Annotated in this window: 16 protein-coding genes and 1 pseudogene; 7 read left to right on the top strand and 10 right to left on the bottom strand. The window is 34.6% G+C overall.

The window, feature by feature from the left end:
* Positions 1-29 precede the first annotated feature (29 nt).
* A complete protein-coding gene (locus AC1DJR_RS03485; protein ID WP_000095918.1) occupies positions 30-1,220 on the bottom strand; it encodes a glycine C-acetyltransferase in 1,191 nt (396 codons plus the stop codon).
* 212 nt (positions 1,221-1,432) lie between these two features.
* On the opposite strand from AC1DJR_RS03485, the gene AC1DJR_RS03480 reads away from it, so the two are divergent.
* A complete protein-coding gene (locus tag AC1DJR_RS03480) occupies positions 1,433-2,164 on the top strand; it encodes a class I SAM-dependent DNA methyltransferase (RefSeq protein ID WP_477002014.1) in 732 nt (243 codons plus the stop codon).
* 184 nt (positions 2,165-2,348) lie between these two features.
* Here the strand turns inward: AC1DJR_RS03480 and AC1DJR_RS03475 are convergent, their stop codons facing one another.
* Together AC1DJR_RS03475 and AC1DJR_RS03470 are read right to left on the bottom strand one after the other, a co-directional pair.
* Entirely contained in the window at positions 2,349-3,170 is an 822-nt protein-coding gene (locus tag AC1DJR_RS03475) for an ABC transporter ATP-binding protein (protein WP_477002013.1), read from the bottom strand.
* A gap of 12 nt (positions 3,171-3,182) precedes the next feature.
* Positions 3,183-3,260: pseudogene (locus AC1DJR_RS03470) on the bottom strand (hypothetical protein); the annotation flags it as partial.
* A 1,005-nt stretch (positions 3,261-4,265) separates the two neighbouring features.
* Here AC1DJR_RS03470 and AC1DJR_RS03465 point away from each other — a divergent pair.
* The gene (locus AC1DJR_RS03465) at positions 4,266-5,474 is read left to right on the top strand and encodes a peptide MFS transporter (protein ID WP_477002012.1); all 1,209 of its coding nucleotides are present in this window, start codon (positions 4,266-4,268) and stop codon (positions 5,472-5,474) included.
* Positions 5,475-5,515: 41 nt separating this feature from the next.
* On the opposite strand, the gene AC1DJR_RS03460 is transcribed toward AC1DJR_RS03465, so the two are convergent.
* Positions 5,516-5,695: an acid-soluble spore protein H gene (locus tag AC1DJR_RS03460; RefSeq protein ID WP_477002011.1), complete on the bottom strand. Its 180-nt coding sequence runs from the start codon at positions 5,693-5,695 to the stop codon at positions 5,516-5,518.
* 207 nt (positions 5,696-5,902) lie between these two features.
* On the bottom strand, positions 5,903-6,190 hold the full coding sequence (locus AC1DJR_RS03455) for an ArsR/SmtB family transcription factor (RefSeq protein WP_001075217.1): 288 nt from the start codon (positions 6,188-6,190) through the stop codon (positions 5,903-5,905).
* A gap of 387 nt (positions 6,191-6,577) precedes the next feature.
* Between AC1DJR_RS03455 and AC1DJR_RS03450 the strand changes: the two genes are divergently transcribed.
* Positions 6,578-7,117, top strand: a complete 540-nt coding sequence (locus AC1DJR_RS03450; RefSeq protein WP_477002019.1) for a TlpA disulfide reductase family protein — start codon at positions 6,578-6,580, stop codon at positions 7,115-7,117.
* A 203-nt stretch (positions 7,118-7,320) separates the two neighbouring features.
* Entirely contained in the window at positions 7,321-8,940 is a 1,620-nt protein-coding gene (locus AC1DJR_RS03445; RefSeq protein ID WP_002029741.1) for a lactate permease LctP family transporter, read from the top strand.
* A gap of 181 nt (positions 8,941-9,121) precedes the next feature.
* Here the strand turns inward: AC1DJR_RS03445 and aspA are convergent, their stop codons facing one another.
* From aspA to gloA2, 3 genes are all read right to left on the bottom strand, one after another.
* A complete protein-coding gene (aspA, locus tag AC1DJR_RS03440) occupies positions 9,122-10,558 on the bottom strand; it encodes an aspartate ammonia-lyase (protein WP_477002010.1) in 1,437 nt (478 codons plus the stop codon).
* A gap of 167 nt (positions 10,559-10,725) precedes the next feature.
* Entirely contained in the window at positions 10,726-12,024 is a 1,299-nt protein-coding gene (locus tag AC1DJR_RS03435; RefSeq protein ID WP_477002009.1) for a hemolysin family protein, read from the bottom strand.
* Between the two features lie 107 nt (positions 12,025-12,131).
* The gene (gloA2, locus tag AC1DJR_RS03430) at positions 12,132-12,518 is read right to left on the bottom strand and encodes an SMU1112c/YaeR family gloxylase I-like metalloprotein (protein ID WP_001017670.1); all 387 of its coding nucleotides are present in this window, start codon (positions 12,516-12,518) and stop codon (positions 12,132-12,134) included.
* Positions 12,519-12,609: 91 nt separating this feature from the next.
* Between gloA2 and AC1DJR_RS03425 the strand changes: the two genes are divergently transcribed.
* From AC1DJR_RS03425 to AC1DJR_RS03415, 3 genes are all read left to right on the top strand, one after another.
* Positions 12,610-13,788 (top strand): NupC/NupG family nucleoside CNT transporter, encoded by a 1,179-nt coding sequence (locus AC1DJR_RS03425; RefSeq protein WP_000668860.1) that lies wholly within the window; start codon positions 12,610-12,612, stop codon positions 13,786-13,788.
* A 186-nt stretch (positions 13,789-13,974) separates the two neighbouring features.
* Positions 13,975-14,991 carry an LCP family protein gene (locus AC1DJR_RS03420; RefSeq protein ID WP_477002008.1) on the top strand — a complete coding sequence of 339 codons (1,017 nt, stop codon included), beginning with the start codon at positions 13,975-13,977 and terminating at the stop codon, positions 14,989-14,991.
* 234 nt (positions 14,992-15,225) lie between these two features.
* Positions 15,226-16,488 (top strand): VanW family protein, encoded by a 1,263-nt coding sequence (locus AC1DJR_RS03415; protein WP_477002007.1) that lies wholly within the window; start codon positions 15,226-15,228, stop codon positions 16,486-16,488.
* A 54-nt stretch (positions 16,489-16,542) separates the two neighbouring features.
* On the opposite strand, the gene AC1DJR_RS03410 is transcribed toward AC1DJR_RS03415, so the two are convergent.
* Together AC1DJR_RS03410 and AC1DJR_RS03405 are read right to left on the bottom strand one after the other, a co-directional pair.
* Positions 16,543-16,815, bottom strand: coding sequence for a hypothetical protein (locus AC1DJR_RS03410; RefSeq protein WP_477002006.1), 273 nt, complete (start codon positions 16,813-16,815; stop codon positions 16,543-16,545).
* 14 nt (positions 16,816-16,829) lie between these two features.
* Positions 16,830-17,348 carry an RNase A-like domain-containing lipoprotein gene (locus AC1DJR_RS03405; RefSeq protein ID WP_002125157.1) on the bottom strand — a complete coding sequence of 173 codons (519 nt, stop codon included), beginning with the start codon at positions 17,346-17,348 and terminating at the stop codon, positions 16,830-16,832.
* Between the last annotated feature and the right edge of the window lie 374 nt (positions 17,349-17,722).

Below are 17,722 nucleotides of genomic sequence, written 5' to 3'. Positions count from 1 at the left end.
TTTGCAAGCTATTCAAAAGATGTCGTTACTTAAATGATACCCATTTCTTTCCCTACTTTTTCATACTTACGAATTGCTTCATCTAGCATTTCTTTCGTATGAGCTGCTGTAGGCATATTACGAACGCGTCCCATTCCTTTTGCTACGGTTGGGAATACGATAGATTTTGCGTAAACGCCTTCTTCATTTAGACGTTTACTAAATTCTTGTGTTAATACTTCATCACCAATAATACAAGGTGTAATTGGTGTTTCACTTTCTCCAATGTTAAAGCCAAGTTCTTTTAACCCTTGTTTTAAATAGCGACCATTTTCCCATAAACGATCGTGTAACTCTGTGCTTTCCATTAGAATTTCAATTGATCTCATACAAGCAGCTGCATCAGCTGGTGTTAAAGCTGTTGAGAATAAGAATGGACGTGAACGCACTTTTAACCAATCGATTAAGTTTTGTTTCCCAGCTACATATCCACCAATTACCCCAATTGCTTTTGATAATGTACCAATTTGGAAATCAACTTTATCAGAAAGGCCGAAATGTTTTACAGTACCTGCACCTTTGCCAAGTACACCTGAACCGTGTGCATCATCTACATATGTCATTAAATCCAGCTCTTCTGCAATTTCAACAATCTCTGGTAATTTTGCAATATCTCCATCCATTGAGAAAACACCGTCTGTAATAACCATTAATTTATTATAAAGACCTGATTCTTTTGCCTCGATTGCTTTTTTGCGTAAATCTTCCATATCAGAATGCTTATAAACGATGATTTTCGCTCTTGATAGACGACTACCATCAATAATAGATGCATGGTTTAATTCATCTGAAAGAATCGCATCATTTTTATCCATAACAGCTGAAATCGCTGCCATATTACAGTTAAATCCTGATTGATAAGCAATTGCTGCTTCTGTATGTTTAAACTTTGCAATTGTTTCTTCTAATTTAATATGCAAATCTAAAGTACCGTTAATTGTACGAACAGCTCCTGCTCCAACGCCGTACTTATGAATTGCACCAATTGCTGCTTCTTGTAAGCGATTATCAGTCGCTAATCCAAGGTAGTTGTTTGAAGATAAGTTAATATATTCTTTTCCGCCAATTGTAATAATCGGTCCATTTGGACTTTCAAGCGGATCAATTACGTTATAAAGCCCCTTTGATTTTAAATCCTCTAAATTTTCTTCTAAAAAGTTTGCAAGTGTTTTACTAGACATCGTGAAGCCTCCCATCGTTCATGTAAGCGGATTATTATCTTAATAGTTCTAATAATCCCTCTACTAGCTTAACACGTTTTCAGAATTTATTATAGAAAAATAGTTTAAAGAAACCGCTTACATTTTTAGATTATATATGATTCATTACAAGAAATCTATCATTTACTTTTCATATTTGATAGAATTAAAAAAATATTTAGGAGGCTTTTAAAATGGCATTTACTGAATCTGATGTATATAATAACGAATCGTTTTTAGAGCAATATATGCAGCGAAGATATCGAGAAAATAGTCCAAACGAATCCCTTGAAAAACCAGCATTCTTTCAGCTCATTGGCAATGTATCAGGAAAACAAATCCTCGATTTAGGTTGTGGTGATGCTAAATTCGGCGAAGAATTATTAGAACATGGATGCCACTCTTACACTGGTATTGAAGGCTCCGAGCTTATGTATGAAAAAGCTAAAAAACAACTAGAAAATAAAAATGGCACCGTTCATTTTTTAAACCTCAAAGACTACACATACCCTCCTTCTACTTTTGATTTAGTAACATCTAGACTCGCCTTACATTATATTGAACATCTTCCTATCATTTTTCAAAATGTGTACGAAGCTTTAAAAACAAATGGAACCTTTACTTTTAGTGTTCAACATCCCGTTATTACTTCTTCATTTGAAAGCTTGCAAACGAGCGGAAAAAGAACGCGCTGGCTCGTCGATGATTATTTTAAAATGGGAAAACGCGTTGAGCCTTGGATTGATCAAGAAGTTATTAAATATCATCGTACAACGGAAGAATATTTTACATTATTACAACAAGCCGGATTTACGATTACAAGCTTAAAAGAAGCTACACCAAATCGAAACTGTTTTCAAGATGAAGAAGAATATGAACGACGTTTACGTATTCCCCTTTTTCTATTATTTTCTTGCCGAAAATAAAGTGAAACTTTAATCAGTGGGGGATGTTCATCCCCCACTGATTATTAGCCCTCACCAATCGGGCTTTTACGGGCAGTTGATCCCCCAACCAGCTTCTTTGCTTTCGCTGAATTTTGAGATGGGGATCTTACTGCCCTCAAATAGCGGGGTAAAAAAGACGATGAATCCTCATCGTCTTTTTTCGTTATCTCATCGCCTGAACAGCCTCTTTAAGTACACGTCTTCCTCTTCCATGCGGGATACAGAGCGGTGTCCCAAATAACGGATCAGCGCTTATTTGACACTCCATACGGAATACATCCCGAACTAACTTCTGGTCAATAACTTCTTCTGGTTTACCTTGCGCATATATTTGTTTATCTTGAATAGCCACAATRTTGTCTGCATAACGACATGCCAAATTTAAATCGTGCAATACCATAACAATCGTTCTTTGCTCTGTTTCATTTAATTCGAATAATAAATCTAACACTTCAATTTGGTGCGTCATATCTAAATATGTAGTCGGCTCATCAAGCAAAATAATATCTGTATCTTGTGCAAGGGTCATTGCAATCCAAGCACGTTGACGTTGTCCACCTGAAAGGGCATGAACATCACGCTCAGCAAATTCTGTCATACCCGTTGCAGCAAGCGCTTTTTGTACCATTTCCTCATCTTTTTCGGACCATTGCTTCAGCCATGTTTGATATGGATAACGTCCTTGCTTTACAAGTTGCAATACTGTAAGTCCTTCTGGAGCTTGTGGCCCTTGCGGTAAAATTGCCATTTGGCGAGCAATTTGCTTCGTTTGCATACTTTGAATTGCTTGATTATCTAACAAAATGTCACCGGTTGTTGGCTTTAATAATCTAGCTAGTGAACGTAATAAAGTTGATTTCCCACAACCGTTAGAGCCGATGAAGATTGTAATTTCCCCTTTTGGAATTTCTAAATTCAGCTCATCAACAATAATCGTTTCACCATACGACAGCGTCAAGCGTTTCGTCTCCAATGCTTTTTGCATATTCATCTCCCTTTATGAATTCCGACTTTTATAAAGTAAATAAATAAAATAAGGTGCACCAATTGCTGATGTAAATACCCCTGCTGGAATTTTGAGTAGAGTAAAGAATGTATACGGCAAGTACCCAATCTACATCCACAATTAACGCCTTAGCAGACGCACCTTGTGAATAATAATCTGTTCATTAAAATAAAAAAATACATCTAAAGCTTATTTTCAATTCATATTAATATACACGAAAATAACACTTACAAAATACAAATAAAAACTGCAATGATTCAAAAAATAAACTAATCCATTTTGCTTCATTTTTTATAATATACAGCACTTTTCTTTCAATATAATGATACGTTTTTAGTGTATTTCAACTTAATTCTCATTGTCAATGATAATGAGAATTACTTTCATTTATTCCTATTATAAATTAACGCTTTACTATCACACTCTCAATTGAACAAATATCCTCAACGTGGAGGGAATGACATAATACAGGAAAAACTTTAATCAGTTAGGCGTTTACGGACAGCCCGACTCCCACAAATAGCGGGATAAAGCTCATGTAAAAGGAATCGTTTACAGTATTTGTATTCCCCCTTCTTCTAAGTGCCTATGGAAGGTGAAATAGCAATGAAGAAACGACAAAAGAAGGCATTACAAAGTTGATGATTTTAATTGGAATACAGCTAGACGACATTGAAAAACGCTTTGTTAAATAATTTCATTCTAACCAGCTCCCTCTTTTATGGAGCTGGTTTTTTCATTTCACTGAAGTGTCACATTATTTCATTTTGTATTTTTATTCCCGATATGTTATATTATAAAAGTAAATATAGTATATTTTCTCTATATCAGAATAAATATTTTAATCTAAATTTTCTGATTTATCACTATTTTACTTTATTTTAGAATTCAATTACTACATTTGAAAACGCTTATTATCTTGTTTTCAGGGGAAAATACAATAACGGTTGAAGAAAAATAGATTTTTTCATAAATTTTCTTGCTATTTCCATATAATTCTATTGACTTCTAAATATTTTGTGAATTAAAATAATTACATAAATATCCGTTATACAGGATTAGGGGGAAACAAAAATGGATACAGCTTTAAAATTAGACAAAGCTGGAGAACAACAATCACCAAAAAAACATCCACCAGGATTATATTTGTTGTTCTTAACAGAAATGTGGGAAAGATTTAGTTATTATGGAATGCGTGGCCTTTTAGTTCTTTATTTAACAACTGCTGCCGTTAGTGGCGGGTTAGGATTTGATAAGGCAGTCGCAGTGCAATTATATGGTACTTTTACAGCGGCAGTATATTTCATGCCAATTATAGGCGGATGGCTAACGGATCATTATATTACAAGACGTCATGCCATTACTCTCGGCGGAATTATTATGGCAATCGGTAACTTTGTACTCTTCTCAATGAATACAAAAACAGGGCTATTCCTTGGATTAATACTATTAGTTATTGGTAATGGATTCTTCAAACCAAATATTTCTACACTGTTAGGTGAATTGTATGGCGAAAATGATTCACGTCGTGACAGTGCATTTACTATCTTCTATATGGGTATTAACGTAGGTGCTTTCTTCGCTCCACTTATTTGTGGATTTTTAGCAGAAGATTTCTTTAAAACAAGTGCTGATGGCGTTATTGTTATGGGATATAAATACGGATTCTTAGCAGCTTGTATCGGTATGATTATTGGACAAATTGTTTTCAACTTATTAGCTCCTCGCTACCTTGGTAAAGCAGGAACAACAGTTGTCGGTAAAAGATCAAAAGATCAGCCTGTAGTCGAAAAGAAACCTTTAACAAAACAAGAGAAAAATCGTACTTGGGCAATTGTAATTTTAACTTGTTTCGTAGTATTCTTCTGGGCAGGATTTGAACAAGCTGGTAGTTCTCTAACAGGTATGATTTTACTAGGTATAGGTTATCTTGTTTTAACATTAGCAGTTCTAAAAACTGGAAGTAGTGAAGCAGATATAACTGTAAAAGCGAATTTATTATTCATCGTTATCACTTATCTCTTCCATACAATTGGTGAGCTATTCTTATCACCAATCGGTCTATCAATGGTAAGTGCAATCGCTCCTGTAAAATTAGCATCATTACTAATGGGGGTATGGTTAGCTGGTACGGGTATGGCTAACTGGTTAGCAGGTAAACTTGCTTCCTTTACACAATCATTAGGATACCTTGAAGTATTTGCAAGTATCGGTATTATCGTTATCATCTTAGGCTTTGTACTTCTTCTCTTCTCTAAAAAAGTTGCAAGTATGATGGAATAATACACAAAAAGACGCTTCTACAATTAGAAGCGTCTTTTCTATTACATCTCTTCTAAAGCCGTCACATCCACGTGAACGCTCTCTCCTGGATTGGATACGTCATACACTTGAGCACTACCCTTCTGCTCATCACAGCTCTCAATCCATACGGGGACTCCCTCATATGTAACATCAATTCTACTTGAAGAAGATATTATCTGTTTCACACGTTTTACATCCATTATATTATTCCTCCTTTGGCTTACAACACTCCTTTCTATCTTTTCATATCCCTTCAGAATATATTCCGTCAATTTAGCACTTCAACCGATAGTTTGTTTCTTTCTCACACGCTAATATATACACTCTCAAATCTTCCTATTATTAGATTCTTTCCAAATAAAAAAAGACGTATATTTCACACGTCTTCTTTCCATAATATTCAAAAATTAAGAAAATAATGTTTTTACTACTTCACTTACTTTATCGTTATGAATTTGATAGTACACTTCTAACCCGCGTCTCTCAAAGCGTACTACTTTATTTTGTTTTAATTTCGTTAAATGCTGCGAAACAGTTGATTGCGGAATTTCTAATACCTCTTGTAATTGTGTTACATTACATGTTCCACGCTGCATCAGTTCCATTACTAAACGTAGACGAAGTGGATGAGCTAATGCTCTTAACATCTGTACGTCTTCTTCTGAAATACGACAGTCAAATTGGTTTTGGTTCATAAAATTCCCCTCATTTTCATTTTTTATTTTCTTTTTATTTATTTATATATCTGTTCTTATATTTCCTGTTACGACATAACTTTATCAACCTATAATGCTGAGAAAATTTTCCGACTTTTATCAGCACACAGTTCAAGAAAAAATCCCACCTGATTTTGAATATTATACTATATGATACAATAAAAAAGCAAAACAAAGGGCTAGCAATACTTTGCTTACAAACGTTGTTTTATCAGGCTTTTTGTTATATTTTCACCTTACTGAAATGTACAGTAATGATATTGTAAAATATCGTCCATAATTGATAACCTATCGTAAAGTAATTTGACCATATTTAACCACTTTGTTACGATAAAAAGGAAATTTAAGTAAGGAGGATGATGTAATATTAAAAAATGGTTTATTTTTGCGTTAATTAGCATTGCGGTTGGCTGGACTATTATCGATCACTTCCTATTAGACAACAAAGAAGATATAGCTTCAAAATCAAACACCCCCATTGGAACTGAAGTTGGCAATGTTGCCCGCAATTTCCTTCTAGAAACAACCACTGGTCAAGAAGTTAGCCTTACAGACTATAAAGGAAAAAAAGTAATATTGAATTTTTGGGCAAGCTGGTGTGGTCCATGCAAAATAGAAATGCCTGATATGGAAAAGTTTTATCACGATACTAAAGATATGGGGATTGAAATTGTTGCTGTAAATGCGACAGCTACTGAAAAAGACCCGAACAATGTAAAACAATTTCTTGAAGAAAACAAATATACCTTCCCCGTCCTATTAGATCAGAAAGGACAGGCAAGTGCTGCATATCAAATTATCAGTATTCCAACATCTTTTGTCATCGATTCAAACGGTGTCATTCAATATAAGCATGTAGGACCAATGACATATGAAAAAATGAAAGAATATGTCAATAATTTATAAAAGCGTAATCAAATCAATTTGATTACGCTTTTTGTCTACTTTATGAACAAAATGTTACTTTTAATACTATTATGGAATAATTATACTTTTTCACGTTGACAATAGTGTTGAAGGAGAATATACTAAGCATGTAAGTTGATTGTGAATAGTTTCACAAATAATGTGAATTTCTTCACATATAATAGATAGGAGTTGTCATTATTATGAGTACTTGGACACAAATTTATGACCCATTAAACAATATTTGGTTATCTGCACTAATCGCAGCACTCCCAATTTTTTGCTTCATTATTTGTTTAGTGGGATTCAAAATGAAAGGTTACATGGCTGGGCTTTATAGTGTGATCGTCGCTATTATTCTTGCTATATTTGTTTATAAAATGCCCGCAACTGTAGCTGTAGCATCTGCCGGATTCGGTGTTTTATCTGGATTTTATCCAATTTGTACTATCGTTATCGCAGCTATCTTCCTTTACAAATTAACTGTTAAAACAGAACAATTCAATGTCATTCGTGATAGCATTTCAAGTATTACAAATGATCAGCGTTTACAAGTATTATTAATCGCTTATTCTTTCGGTGCTTTCTTAGAAGGCGCAGCTGGTTTCGGTGTTCCAGTTGCTATTACAGCTGCATTACTTGTAGGTATGGGCTTTAATCCATTAAAAGCAGCAGGTATTTGCTTAGTAGCTAATATCGCTGGTGGTGCTATGGGTGCTATGGGTATTCCAGTTACAGTACCTGCACAATTAACTGGGCTAGATGCATTAACTGTCGGTCGTCAAGCTGTTTACATTTTGCCATTCATTAGCATTGTTTTACCGTTCTTACTTGTTTCAATGGTAGATGGATTTAAAGGCATTAAAGAAACTTGGCAAGGTATTCTTGTAAGTGGTGTTTCTTTCGCAATTACTCAGTTCCTTGTAACTTACTTCTTAGGCGCTGAACTTACTAATATTTTCGCAGCAGTCGTAAGTATGGTCGCTCTTACATTATTCTTACGTGTTTGGCAACCAAAATCTTCTGCTAAAGAAGAAAAACAAGAAGAAAAAGAATCTCATACATTCAATCAAATTTTATATGCTTGGTCCCCATTCGTATTCTTAACTGCATTTGTAACAATCTTTAATTTAAAACCAATTAAAGCTTTATTTGCTCCGGATGGTCCATTGGCAAACTTAGTATTTAACATTCAATTCCCTGGTCTTCATAATGCGGTTATGAAAACTGCACCAATTACAAAGGCTGATACACCTTTCGCAGCGATTTTCAAACTAGATGTATTCTCTTCTACAACTACTGCGATTGTATTAGCAATCATCGTTTCACTTATCGTCTACCGTGTAAACGGCAAAATGATTAAAGAATTAATGATCGAAACAATAAAAGAACTAAAAGTTCCAGTATATACAATTTGTAGCGTTATCGCTTTAGCTTACGTAGAAAACTACTCTGGTATGTCATCTACACTTGGACTTGCATTCTCTTCTACAGGAAATGCATTCCCAGTTCTTTCTCCAATCTTAGGATGGATTGGCGTATTCATTACAGGTTCAGTCGTATCAAGTGGTTCATTATTCGCACCACTTCAAGCAGTAACTGCCGATCAGTTAAACATCGTACCATCTACTCTCGTTTCATTAAACGTAGTTGGTGGTACAATCGCAAAAATGGTTTCACCACAATCTGTAGCAGTTGCTTGTGCAGCAGTTGGACTAGTTGGTCAAGAATCTGCTCTATTTAAAATAGTAATGAAATATAGTTTAATCTTCTTAGCTATTATTAGCTTACTTCAACTTAACTCTGTATTTAATATCTTCTAAAAAAAGCACCGATCCAAATGGATCGGTGCTTTTTACATTACATTTTTTTATCCCGCATTAACGGGCAGTAAAACTCCCACCCAAAAATTCGGCGAATGCGAGGGAGTTAGGTGGGAGTTTTACTGCCCGTAAAAGCCCGATTCGTTCAACTAATAATCAGTGGGGGATTMCCCCCCACTGATTAAAGTTTCACTTTATCCTTTAATAAAGAAGCACCAGCAATTTCRGGATGCGTCATTTCRTATGGATCCAAAATAATATCAAGCTCTTCTGCTGTAAGTACACCATGTTCTAAACATAGCTCCCTAACAGATTTTCCTGTCGCAATTGCTTCACGTGCAATGCGAGAAGCTGCTTCATAACCAATATGAGGATTCACTGCTGTAATAACTCCAACACTTTTTTCAACATATTGCTTAAGCAACTCTTCGTTCGCTGTAATTCCTTTAATACAATATTCACGGAATACACGGAATCCATTGTTCATAATACTGATGGATTGAATTAAATTAAATACTAATACCGGTTCCATTACATTTAACTCTAATTGGCCAGCTTCTGACGCTAAGCAAATTGTATGGTCATTTCCAATTACTTGGAAAGCAACTTGGTTAATTACTTCTGCCATAACTGGATTTACTTTACCCGGCATAATAGATGAACCTGGTTGACGAGCTGGTAATTGAATTTCCGCCAACCCAACACGTGGACCAGACGCCATAATACGAAGGTCATTTGCAATTTTAGACATATTCATCATACATACTTTTAGTGCTGCAGATACTTCTGTATATGCATCTGTGTTTTGCGTCGCATCAACTAAGTGCTCTGCACCAACAAGAGGGAAACCACTAAAAGTTCGTAAATGCTTCACAACTTGTTCTATATAAGTAGGGTTTGCATTTAATCCCGTACCGACAGCTGTCGCACCCATATTAACTTCGTATAAATGTTGACGAGACTGTTTAATTCTTTTTATATCACGCTCTAGCACTCTGCTATATGCTTCAAATTCTTGCCCAAGGCGAATTGGAACTGCATCTTGCAAATGCGTACGCCCCATTTTAATAACGTGATCAAACTCTTTTGCTTTATCATGAAAAGCAAAGTGAAGTTCTTCCATTGTAACAAGAAGTTCTTCCAGCATCATAAGAGTTGCTATATGAATCCCAGTTGGGAACGCATCATTTGTTGATTGGGCCATGTTCACATGAGTGTTTGGGCTAATTTTCGCATATTCACCTTTTTCGTATCCCATACGTTCCAAGGCTCTATTTGCAATTACTTCATTAGTATTCATATTAATTGAAGTACCTGCTCCGCCTTGAATCGGGTCTACGATAAATTGATCATGGAACTTTCCATCAACAATCTCTTGTGCCGCTTCTGCAATTTCTTGTCCGATATCTTTAGCTAAGTAACCTGTATCTATATTCGCAAGCGCTGCCGCTTTTTTTACAATTGCCATTGCCGTAATGAGTGACGGATGAATGCGGTATCCTGTAATAGGAAAGTTTTCTACGGCACGTAATGTTTGTACACCATAATAAGCTACACTCGGTACTTCCTTTTCACCTAAAAAATCTTTTTCTATACGTATATCCTTCGTTGCTATCATTTTTCATCACCTATACTTTTCATTCTAAATCCTTATCTAAAGAATTCGCCCTATAAAATACGAGTATCATTAAATGAATTCTTCAGTATCCACTTTCACTATATAGCACCTTTTTTGAAAGCGCAAACATTTATTTTTCTATATAGTTTATATAATAGAAAATCCATTCATTCTTCTACTTTCTTTATTTCAACCCGCTTAATTTGATGCATATCCTTTTCAAGAACTTTAAAAGAAAAGCCGTGTTTTTCAATAATATCTCCTTCAGCAACAATTTGCTTTTGTACCATAATCCAGCCACCAATTGTATCTACATCATCAGCAATTAAGTGTATGCCAAATAAATCATTTACTTCACTAATAAGCACTTTTCCCTCTACGATTTTACACCCTTCACTTATATGCTCTATAGGCGGGTGTTCATCTTCATCGTATTCATCTCGGATTTCTCCAACAATTTCTTCTAAAATATCTTCTAGTGTAACGATTCCCGCTGTACCACCATATTCATCATATAATACAGCTAATGGAATTCGTTTTCTTTGCATTTGTAATAGCAAATCATGAATAGGGATATTTTCTAACACTTCAATAACTGGCCTTGTATATGGCGTAATCGAGCACCCCTCGTCTCGATTACCATCCATATAACGAATAAATAAATCCTTTACATTAACCATCCCAATAATTTCATCTTTATCTTCACCAAATACGGGATATCTCGTGTACTTTTCTTGTGCGATTATTTTAATATGTGTTTCAAATGGTTCGTCCTCATATAAACCTACAACTTCCGTACGAGGTACCATAATTTCCTTTGCGACTCTATTATCGAATTCAAAAATATTATTTACATATTTAAATTCCCTTTGATTAATCTCTCCACTCTCATAACTCTCAGATAAGATTAATCGTAATTCTTCCTCCGAATGAGCTACTTCATGTTCAGAAGCCGGATGTAATCCGAATAACCCTGTTACAAGCCTTGCAGAACCATTTAAAGCCCAAATAAACGGATACATTATTCGGTAAAAGTAAATAATTGGCTTCGATAATAATAAGCTAACTTGCTCTGCCCTTTGTATAGCGAGCGTCTTCGGAGCAAGTTCACCAATGACAACATGTAAAAACGTAATAACTGCAAAGGCAATAATAAATGAAACTGTACTTGCAATTGCAGGAAATAGGTGTAGTTTTAAAAACAACGGCTCGAGTATATGTTTTATAGTGGGCTCTCCTAACCACCCAAGCCCTAAAGCAGTAATTGTAATACCTAACTGACATGCTGATAAATACTCATCTAAATTCGAAGTTACTTTTTTAGCTGCCAATGCTCCTCTTCGTTTTTCACTAACGAGTTGATTAATACGACTGCTACGCACCTTAATAATTGCAAACTCAACAGCCACAAAAAATGCTGTTAACGCAATAAGGATGGCTACCATCAGTAATTTTAAAATATCCACATATGTCCTTTAGCTTTCTTAGCTAAAGTTACACCTCCTTTACAAAAGAAGTTTCACTTTAGTTTCTTCATTTATTTGAAAGCAACCCTATATAAAATTCACCAATTTCAAGCCTCATACAATTCTAAAGGCAAGCCATCAGGATCTTGGAAAAAGACAAATTTTTTATCCGTAATTTCATCCATACGTATCGCTTCAGTCTCCACACCGCATTGTTTTAAATGGTTTACAGCTTCTTCTATATTTGTAACAGCAAATGCTAAATGTCTAAGTCCAGCTGCTTCTGGAAAACTTGGGCGCTCAGGTGGACTAGGAAATGAAAATAATTCAATTTGATACTCTTCCCCTACACATAAATCTAACTTATAAGAATCTCGTTCTTTTCTATATACTTCATTTATCGCTTTAAAACCTAATATCCGAGTATAAAAATCCTTTGACAGTTCATAATTCGAACAAATAATTGCAACGTGGTGCACTCTACATATATTCATGCTCTCTCTATTCCTTTCTTTACCAAAGATGCATATTCTCCCTTGAAATGAAAAACATATATAGCAGAATATCTCTTTTAGGGGGCTTACTATGAAATTTATTACTTTTTTCGTGGGACTTATCGTTGTTTTCTTCCTTGCYTAYATYGCTAGYAACAATAARAAACATATTAAATTYAARCCAATTTTYATCATGCTTATTATACARTTAATTTTAACCTATTTATTATTAAATACAGAAATTGGTCTCATACTTATTACGGTAATTTCTAGCCTGTTTACGAGGCTACTTGAGTATGCTGCCAGTGGTATAAACTTTGTATTTGGCGGTCTTGCAAATAAAGGGGAAATGCCATTTTTCCTTAACGTATTATTACCGATTGTCTTTATCTCCGTCTTAATTGGTATATTACAACATTTCAAAATACTACCATTCTTTATTCGTTGGATTGGTTTCTTTCTTAGTAAAATAAACGGTCTTGGGAAATTAGAATCTTACAACGCCATCGCTTCCGCTATTGTCGGCCAATCAGAAGTTTTTATTACGGTTAAAAAACAATTAGCCCAAATTCCAAAACATCGACTATATACACTTTGCGCCTCTGCWATGTCWACMGTATCTATGTCCATTGTYGGTGCCTATATGACRATGATYGAACCRAAATATGTAGTAACCGCACTCGTTCTSAAYTTATTTAGTGGTTTTATTATCGTACTCATTATTAACCCTTACGACGTTAACGATGATGAAGACATTTTGGTAATAAAAGGGGAAAAACAAAGTTTCTTTGAAATGCTTGGAGAATACATTCTTGATGGTTTTCGTGTAGCAATTGTCGTCGGTGCTATGCTCATTGGATTCGTCGCATTAATGAGTTGCATTAATGACCTATTCCTCATTATATTCGGCATTACTTTCCAACAATTAATAGGCTATGTATTCGCCCCTATTGCATTTCTTATCGGCGTACCAAGTTCTGAAATTGTCACAGCGGGTAGCATTATGGCAACAAAGCTTGTAACAAATGAATTTGTAGCAATGATGGATCTTAGTAAAATTTCCAGCACTCTCTCTATCCGTACAGTTGGTATTATTTCTGTCTTCCTCGTTTCTTTTGCCAACTTTTCTTCCATTGGAATTATTTCCGGTGCGGTAAAAGGGTTAAACGAAGAACAAGGAAATGTTGTTGCCCGCTTCGGCTTAAAATTACTATACGGAGCTACTCTCGTTAGTATTCTATCTGCAATTATTGTAAGTATTATGTTGTAATTAGGTAAAATTTTATCATTTTCTTATCCTTATCTTTTGTATACAATAACGAATAGATGTCTCATAAATAATCGAGACATCTATTTTTTATACATGTACAATCGCTTTTATTTAGCGTAAAATATTTTTTATGTGTTTTAATACGCTTCTAGATATATACACTTTGATAGTTTTAAAGGAGAACAAATGATGAAATCCGACGTTAACAAAAATAATCGAACCGCAAAAAAACACTTAAAGAAAAAACGCCTACTTTGGTTCATTCTCATTCCATTACTTATTGTAGCAATGGGAGCAGGAGGCTATTCCTTCCATATATACAGTAAAGCAAAATCTGTCTTAAGCAATGCCTATTCTGAACTCGGCCGGGGAGATAAATCCAGCAAACGTGAAAAAGCTGTTAAACCTATGACTGACAACATCTCTGTCCTTATTATGGGTGTTGATGAAAGTGATATCAGGGAAAAAGGTTACGGAAAAGCGACTCGTACRGATGCATTAYTACTTGCAACAATTAATAAAAATGATAAATCAGTTAAACTTGTCAGCATTCCACGTGACTCACGCGTCTACATTAAATCACGTGATAAATATGATAAAATCACACATGCACATGTATTTGGTGGTGTAGACAGCACAATTGATACAGTAGAAAACTTTTTAGATGTCCCAGTTGATTACTATGTAAAATTTAATTTCAAATCCTTTATCAAGATCGTTGATTCTCTAGGTGGTATAACTGTCGACGTTCCCGTTGAGTTCACAGAACAAAATAGTAGCGACGAAGCAGATGCAATTCACCTAAAAAAAGGACGTCAACATTTAAATGGAGAAGAAGCACTTGCACTAGCTAGAACTCGCCATATTGACAGTGATTATATGCGCGGTCAACGACAACAACTTGTTTTAGAAGCTATTGCTGAAAAAGCACTATCTCTCAATTCCATTAATAAAATCGGAAGCCTATTAGATGCTGTCGATACAGACTTAAAAACAAATTTAACTTTTGATGATATGATGACTATTGCAAAAAATTCAATGGATTCAAATTTAAAAATGGATAAATTGCAAGTGGAAGGTACTGATAAATATATAGGTGGTATTTATTATTACGTTCCAAACGAAAAGAGTGTTAATGATATATCGACAACACTTCAAGAACATCTCGGTGTTACGAATAAAAATGAGCATAAAAAATTATAATAAAAAGGCTGCTAGATTTTTCTAAGCAGCCTTTTTATTATAATTTCCAACATATTTCTCATGCATATTGTGACAAAAAGAGACAATTATTACAGCAGTGTAACGTTTTTTATGAAAACATTACACACGTAGTGAAAATAATAGTATACTAGGACGTACATAATGTTATTTTCATCATTTTTATACAAAAAATGTAATACATATATTTATACAAATTTTTCTGGGGGGAAATAAATGAAGCTAAGCAAAATACTGATTGGTTCCGCTATTGCTGGTGGCATATTACTTTGTGTTGGTGGTATTGGTGGATATCAATATGTATYCAAATTAAATAATCAACTAAATACAACTGCACTACCAAACACTACATTTGAAGGTATTTCTCTTGATGGAAAAAATAAAGCAGATATTCAAGCCCTTGTTAATCAAAAGATGAATGAATTAAATCAAAAATCTCTTAACTACGTATTCCAAAATGATAAGCAAAATTACACGTGGAAAGATTTAGGAGTAGATTATAAAGAGAAGGATATTGTCGACAATATCTTTAAAGAACAAGAAGGGAACGTAATGAATCGTTACAACATGCGTAAGCAAGCTGAAAACGGTGAAGTAAAACGTGACTATAAATTAACACCACAATTAAATACAACAACTTATGAAACCTTTATAAAGGATAAATATAATGAAACATTAAAAAATCCTGTCAACGCCGAATTAAGTGTTGAAGGCTCTACAGTAAATATTAGCCAAAGTCAAAATGGGGAAAAAATTGATAAAGGAAAATTAACCGATTTAACAAGCGCAGCTATTACTTCTGGCACACCCGATGTTGTATTACCAGTTACACTAATAAAACCTGAACGTTCTACAGAAGATATACAACAAATGGGGATTAAAGAAGTGATTGCTGAATACTCTACCCCAATGGCTGGCCGTAATGGAAATCAGTCCTATAACGTAAATAAGTCAGCTAATACGTTAAGTGGAGTTATTGTAGCACCTGATGAAACGTTTAGTTTTAATGGCCGTGTTGGCGTAACTGATGCTGCACATGGTTATAAATCCGCAGCAGTATATTCACAAGGTAAAGTTATACAAAGTGCAGGCGGAGGCGTTTGCCAAGTAAGTAGTACTTTATACAGCGCAGCTTTAAGGGCAGATTTAGGAATTGTTTCTCGAAGCAATCATTCTATGCCCGTAAATTATTTACCACTTGGGCAGGATGCAGCAGTGGCAGATTATGGTCCGGATTTAAAATTTAAAAACAATACAGGTAAGCATATTTACATTCAAGCATTTTCAAATGGCGGTAGTATTACTACACGTATTTTCGGTACAAATACTGGTAAAAATGTTGAAGTTTCTTCTCAAGTAATTAGTAATACTGGTGATAAAATAACAGCGGTTACGTATAAAAAAGTAACACAAGACGGTGAAGTACTCTCAAATGGACAAATTTCAAAAAGCGTATATAAAAGTGCCCCAAAACAATGAGATAATATCAAACGGACAAATTTCAAAAAGCGTATACAAAAAGGCGTGATCTACTCACACCTTTTTCTTTTGCAATAATAGTAAAAAAATTTCCAGATGATCTTTCGTTTCTTCTAAAGACCACACACGATTGCCTTGCTTCGCAGCTAATACGCACGCTTCTTCCCACACGTTCTTTTTCTTCATATTTACTAATTCATCGCGTAATTTCAAAACAATCTCTTCGTCCTCTTGCTCTATAAACTCTTCCATTACGCTTACTATTTCATCCTCATGAATACTTAACGTACAGTACGATTTAAGAAAGTATTGTAATGTTGGATACATATATACTCCCCCCTTTATTTATCTGATGGATAAGAAGTAATAATCTTAAATCCTAGATTTCCTGATTTATCTCTCGCTAAAACAGTAACAGTCTTTACTAGTTTGTCTTTTACATTCATATTTTTCTTTATTACTGTTTTCCCAACTGGGAATGAATGAGTTGTATTCAATACAAGACGAGCCTCTTTAGAGTTTTTCAACCAATCCTGAATTTCTTTATCATGTTGTTTTAAACTATCTTTCACAGCCTTTGTCGCTGTTTCCTTATCATAGTATGTACTTGCCGCTGAAACTTTATCTGTCTTCAAACGATTCTTCAAATCCTCTTCTGATTTGCCTACATGCCTTTCAATCGTATGACCATTTTTAGGTGGCCCTTCCATTTCATCTAAAATATTATCACTAATTTTTTCTACTGATGTAGAATGATCCTCTTTTGGTTTTTCTGTTTTTTGTTCTTTTCCTGCACATCCACTTAAAATCAGCATTAGTGCCAATAAACTACTCAAGAAAAGACTACTTAATCGTTTCATCGTATCACCTCTTCCATGATTATTATCGTAACTCCACTAAAAGTCAATTTCACAAAGAAAAAATGTATACAGTTTTAAAATCCTCATTCATTTTGCTATATTTTCCACCCCCCTTTCATCAAATCACTGTTTTTCGCCCTTTTTAAAATATACCCCCATGTTTTTATAATTATTTCCCAGATTAAAACACCAATCGAAACACTCCATAAACCCTTTAAATACAGGATTAATGGAGTGTTTTTTAAACAAACTAAATATACCCCTACTTTCATATACCCAATACCTATACAAGGTATACAATTCCCTTTCTATCAACTGTTTTCTACATTATGTAAATTTGCACTTGCCTATACAATGTAAATATGGTGTAATGC

The sequence above is a fragment of the Bacillus sp. 05T31 genome (genome assembly GCF_056396725.1).
This window is presented reverse-complemented; position numbering and strand designations above follow the sequence as displayed.

Excerpts from the sequence above, each read along its gene's own strand:
- AC1DJR_RS03480 (WP_477002014.1), top strand. The coding sequence starts at position 1,433 with ATGGCATTTACTGAATCTGATGTATATAATAACGAATCGTTTTTAGAG.
- AC1DJR_RS03455 (WP_001075217.1), bottom strand. The coding sequence starts at position 6,190 with ATGAACCAAAACCAATTTGACTGTCGTATTTCAGAAGAAGACGTACAG.
- AC1DJR_RS03405 (WP_002125157.1), bottom strand. The coding sequence starts at position 17,348 with ATGAAACGATTAAGTAGTCTTTTCTTGAGTAGTTTATTGGCACTAATG.
- AC1DJR_RS03410 (WP_477002006.1), bottom strand. The coding sequence starts at position 16,815 with ATGTATCCAACATTACAATACTTTCTTAAATCGTACTGTACGTTAAGT.
- AC1DJR_RS03485 (WP_000095918.1), bottom strand. The coding sequence starts at position 1,220 with ATGTCTAGTAAAACACTTGCAAACTTTTTAGAAGAAAATTTAGAGGAT.
- AC1DJR_RS03460 (WP_477002011.1), bottom strand. The coding sequence starts at position 5,695 with ATGGATGTAAAACGTGTGAAACAGATAATATCTTCTTCAAGTAGAATT.
- AC1DJR_RS03465 (WP_477002012.1), top strand. The coding sequence starts at position 4,266 with ATGGATACAGCTTTAAAATTAGACAAAGCTGGAGAACAACAATCACCA.
- AC1DJR_RS03445 (WP_002029741.1), top strand. The coding sequence starts at position 7,321 with ATGAGTACTTGGACACAAATTTATGACCCATTAAACAATATTTGGTTA.
- gloA2 (WP_001017670.1), bottom strand. The coding sequence starts at position 12,518 with ATGAATATATGTAGAGTGCACCACGTTGCAATTATTTGTTCGAATTAT.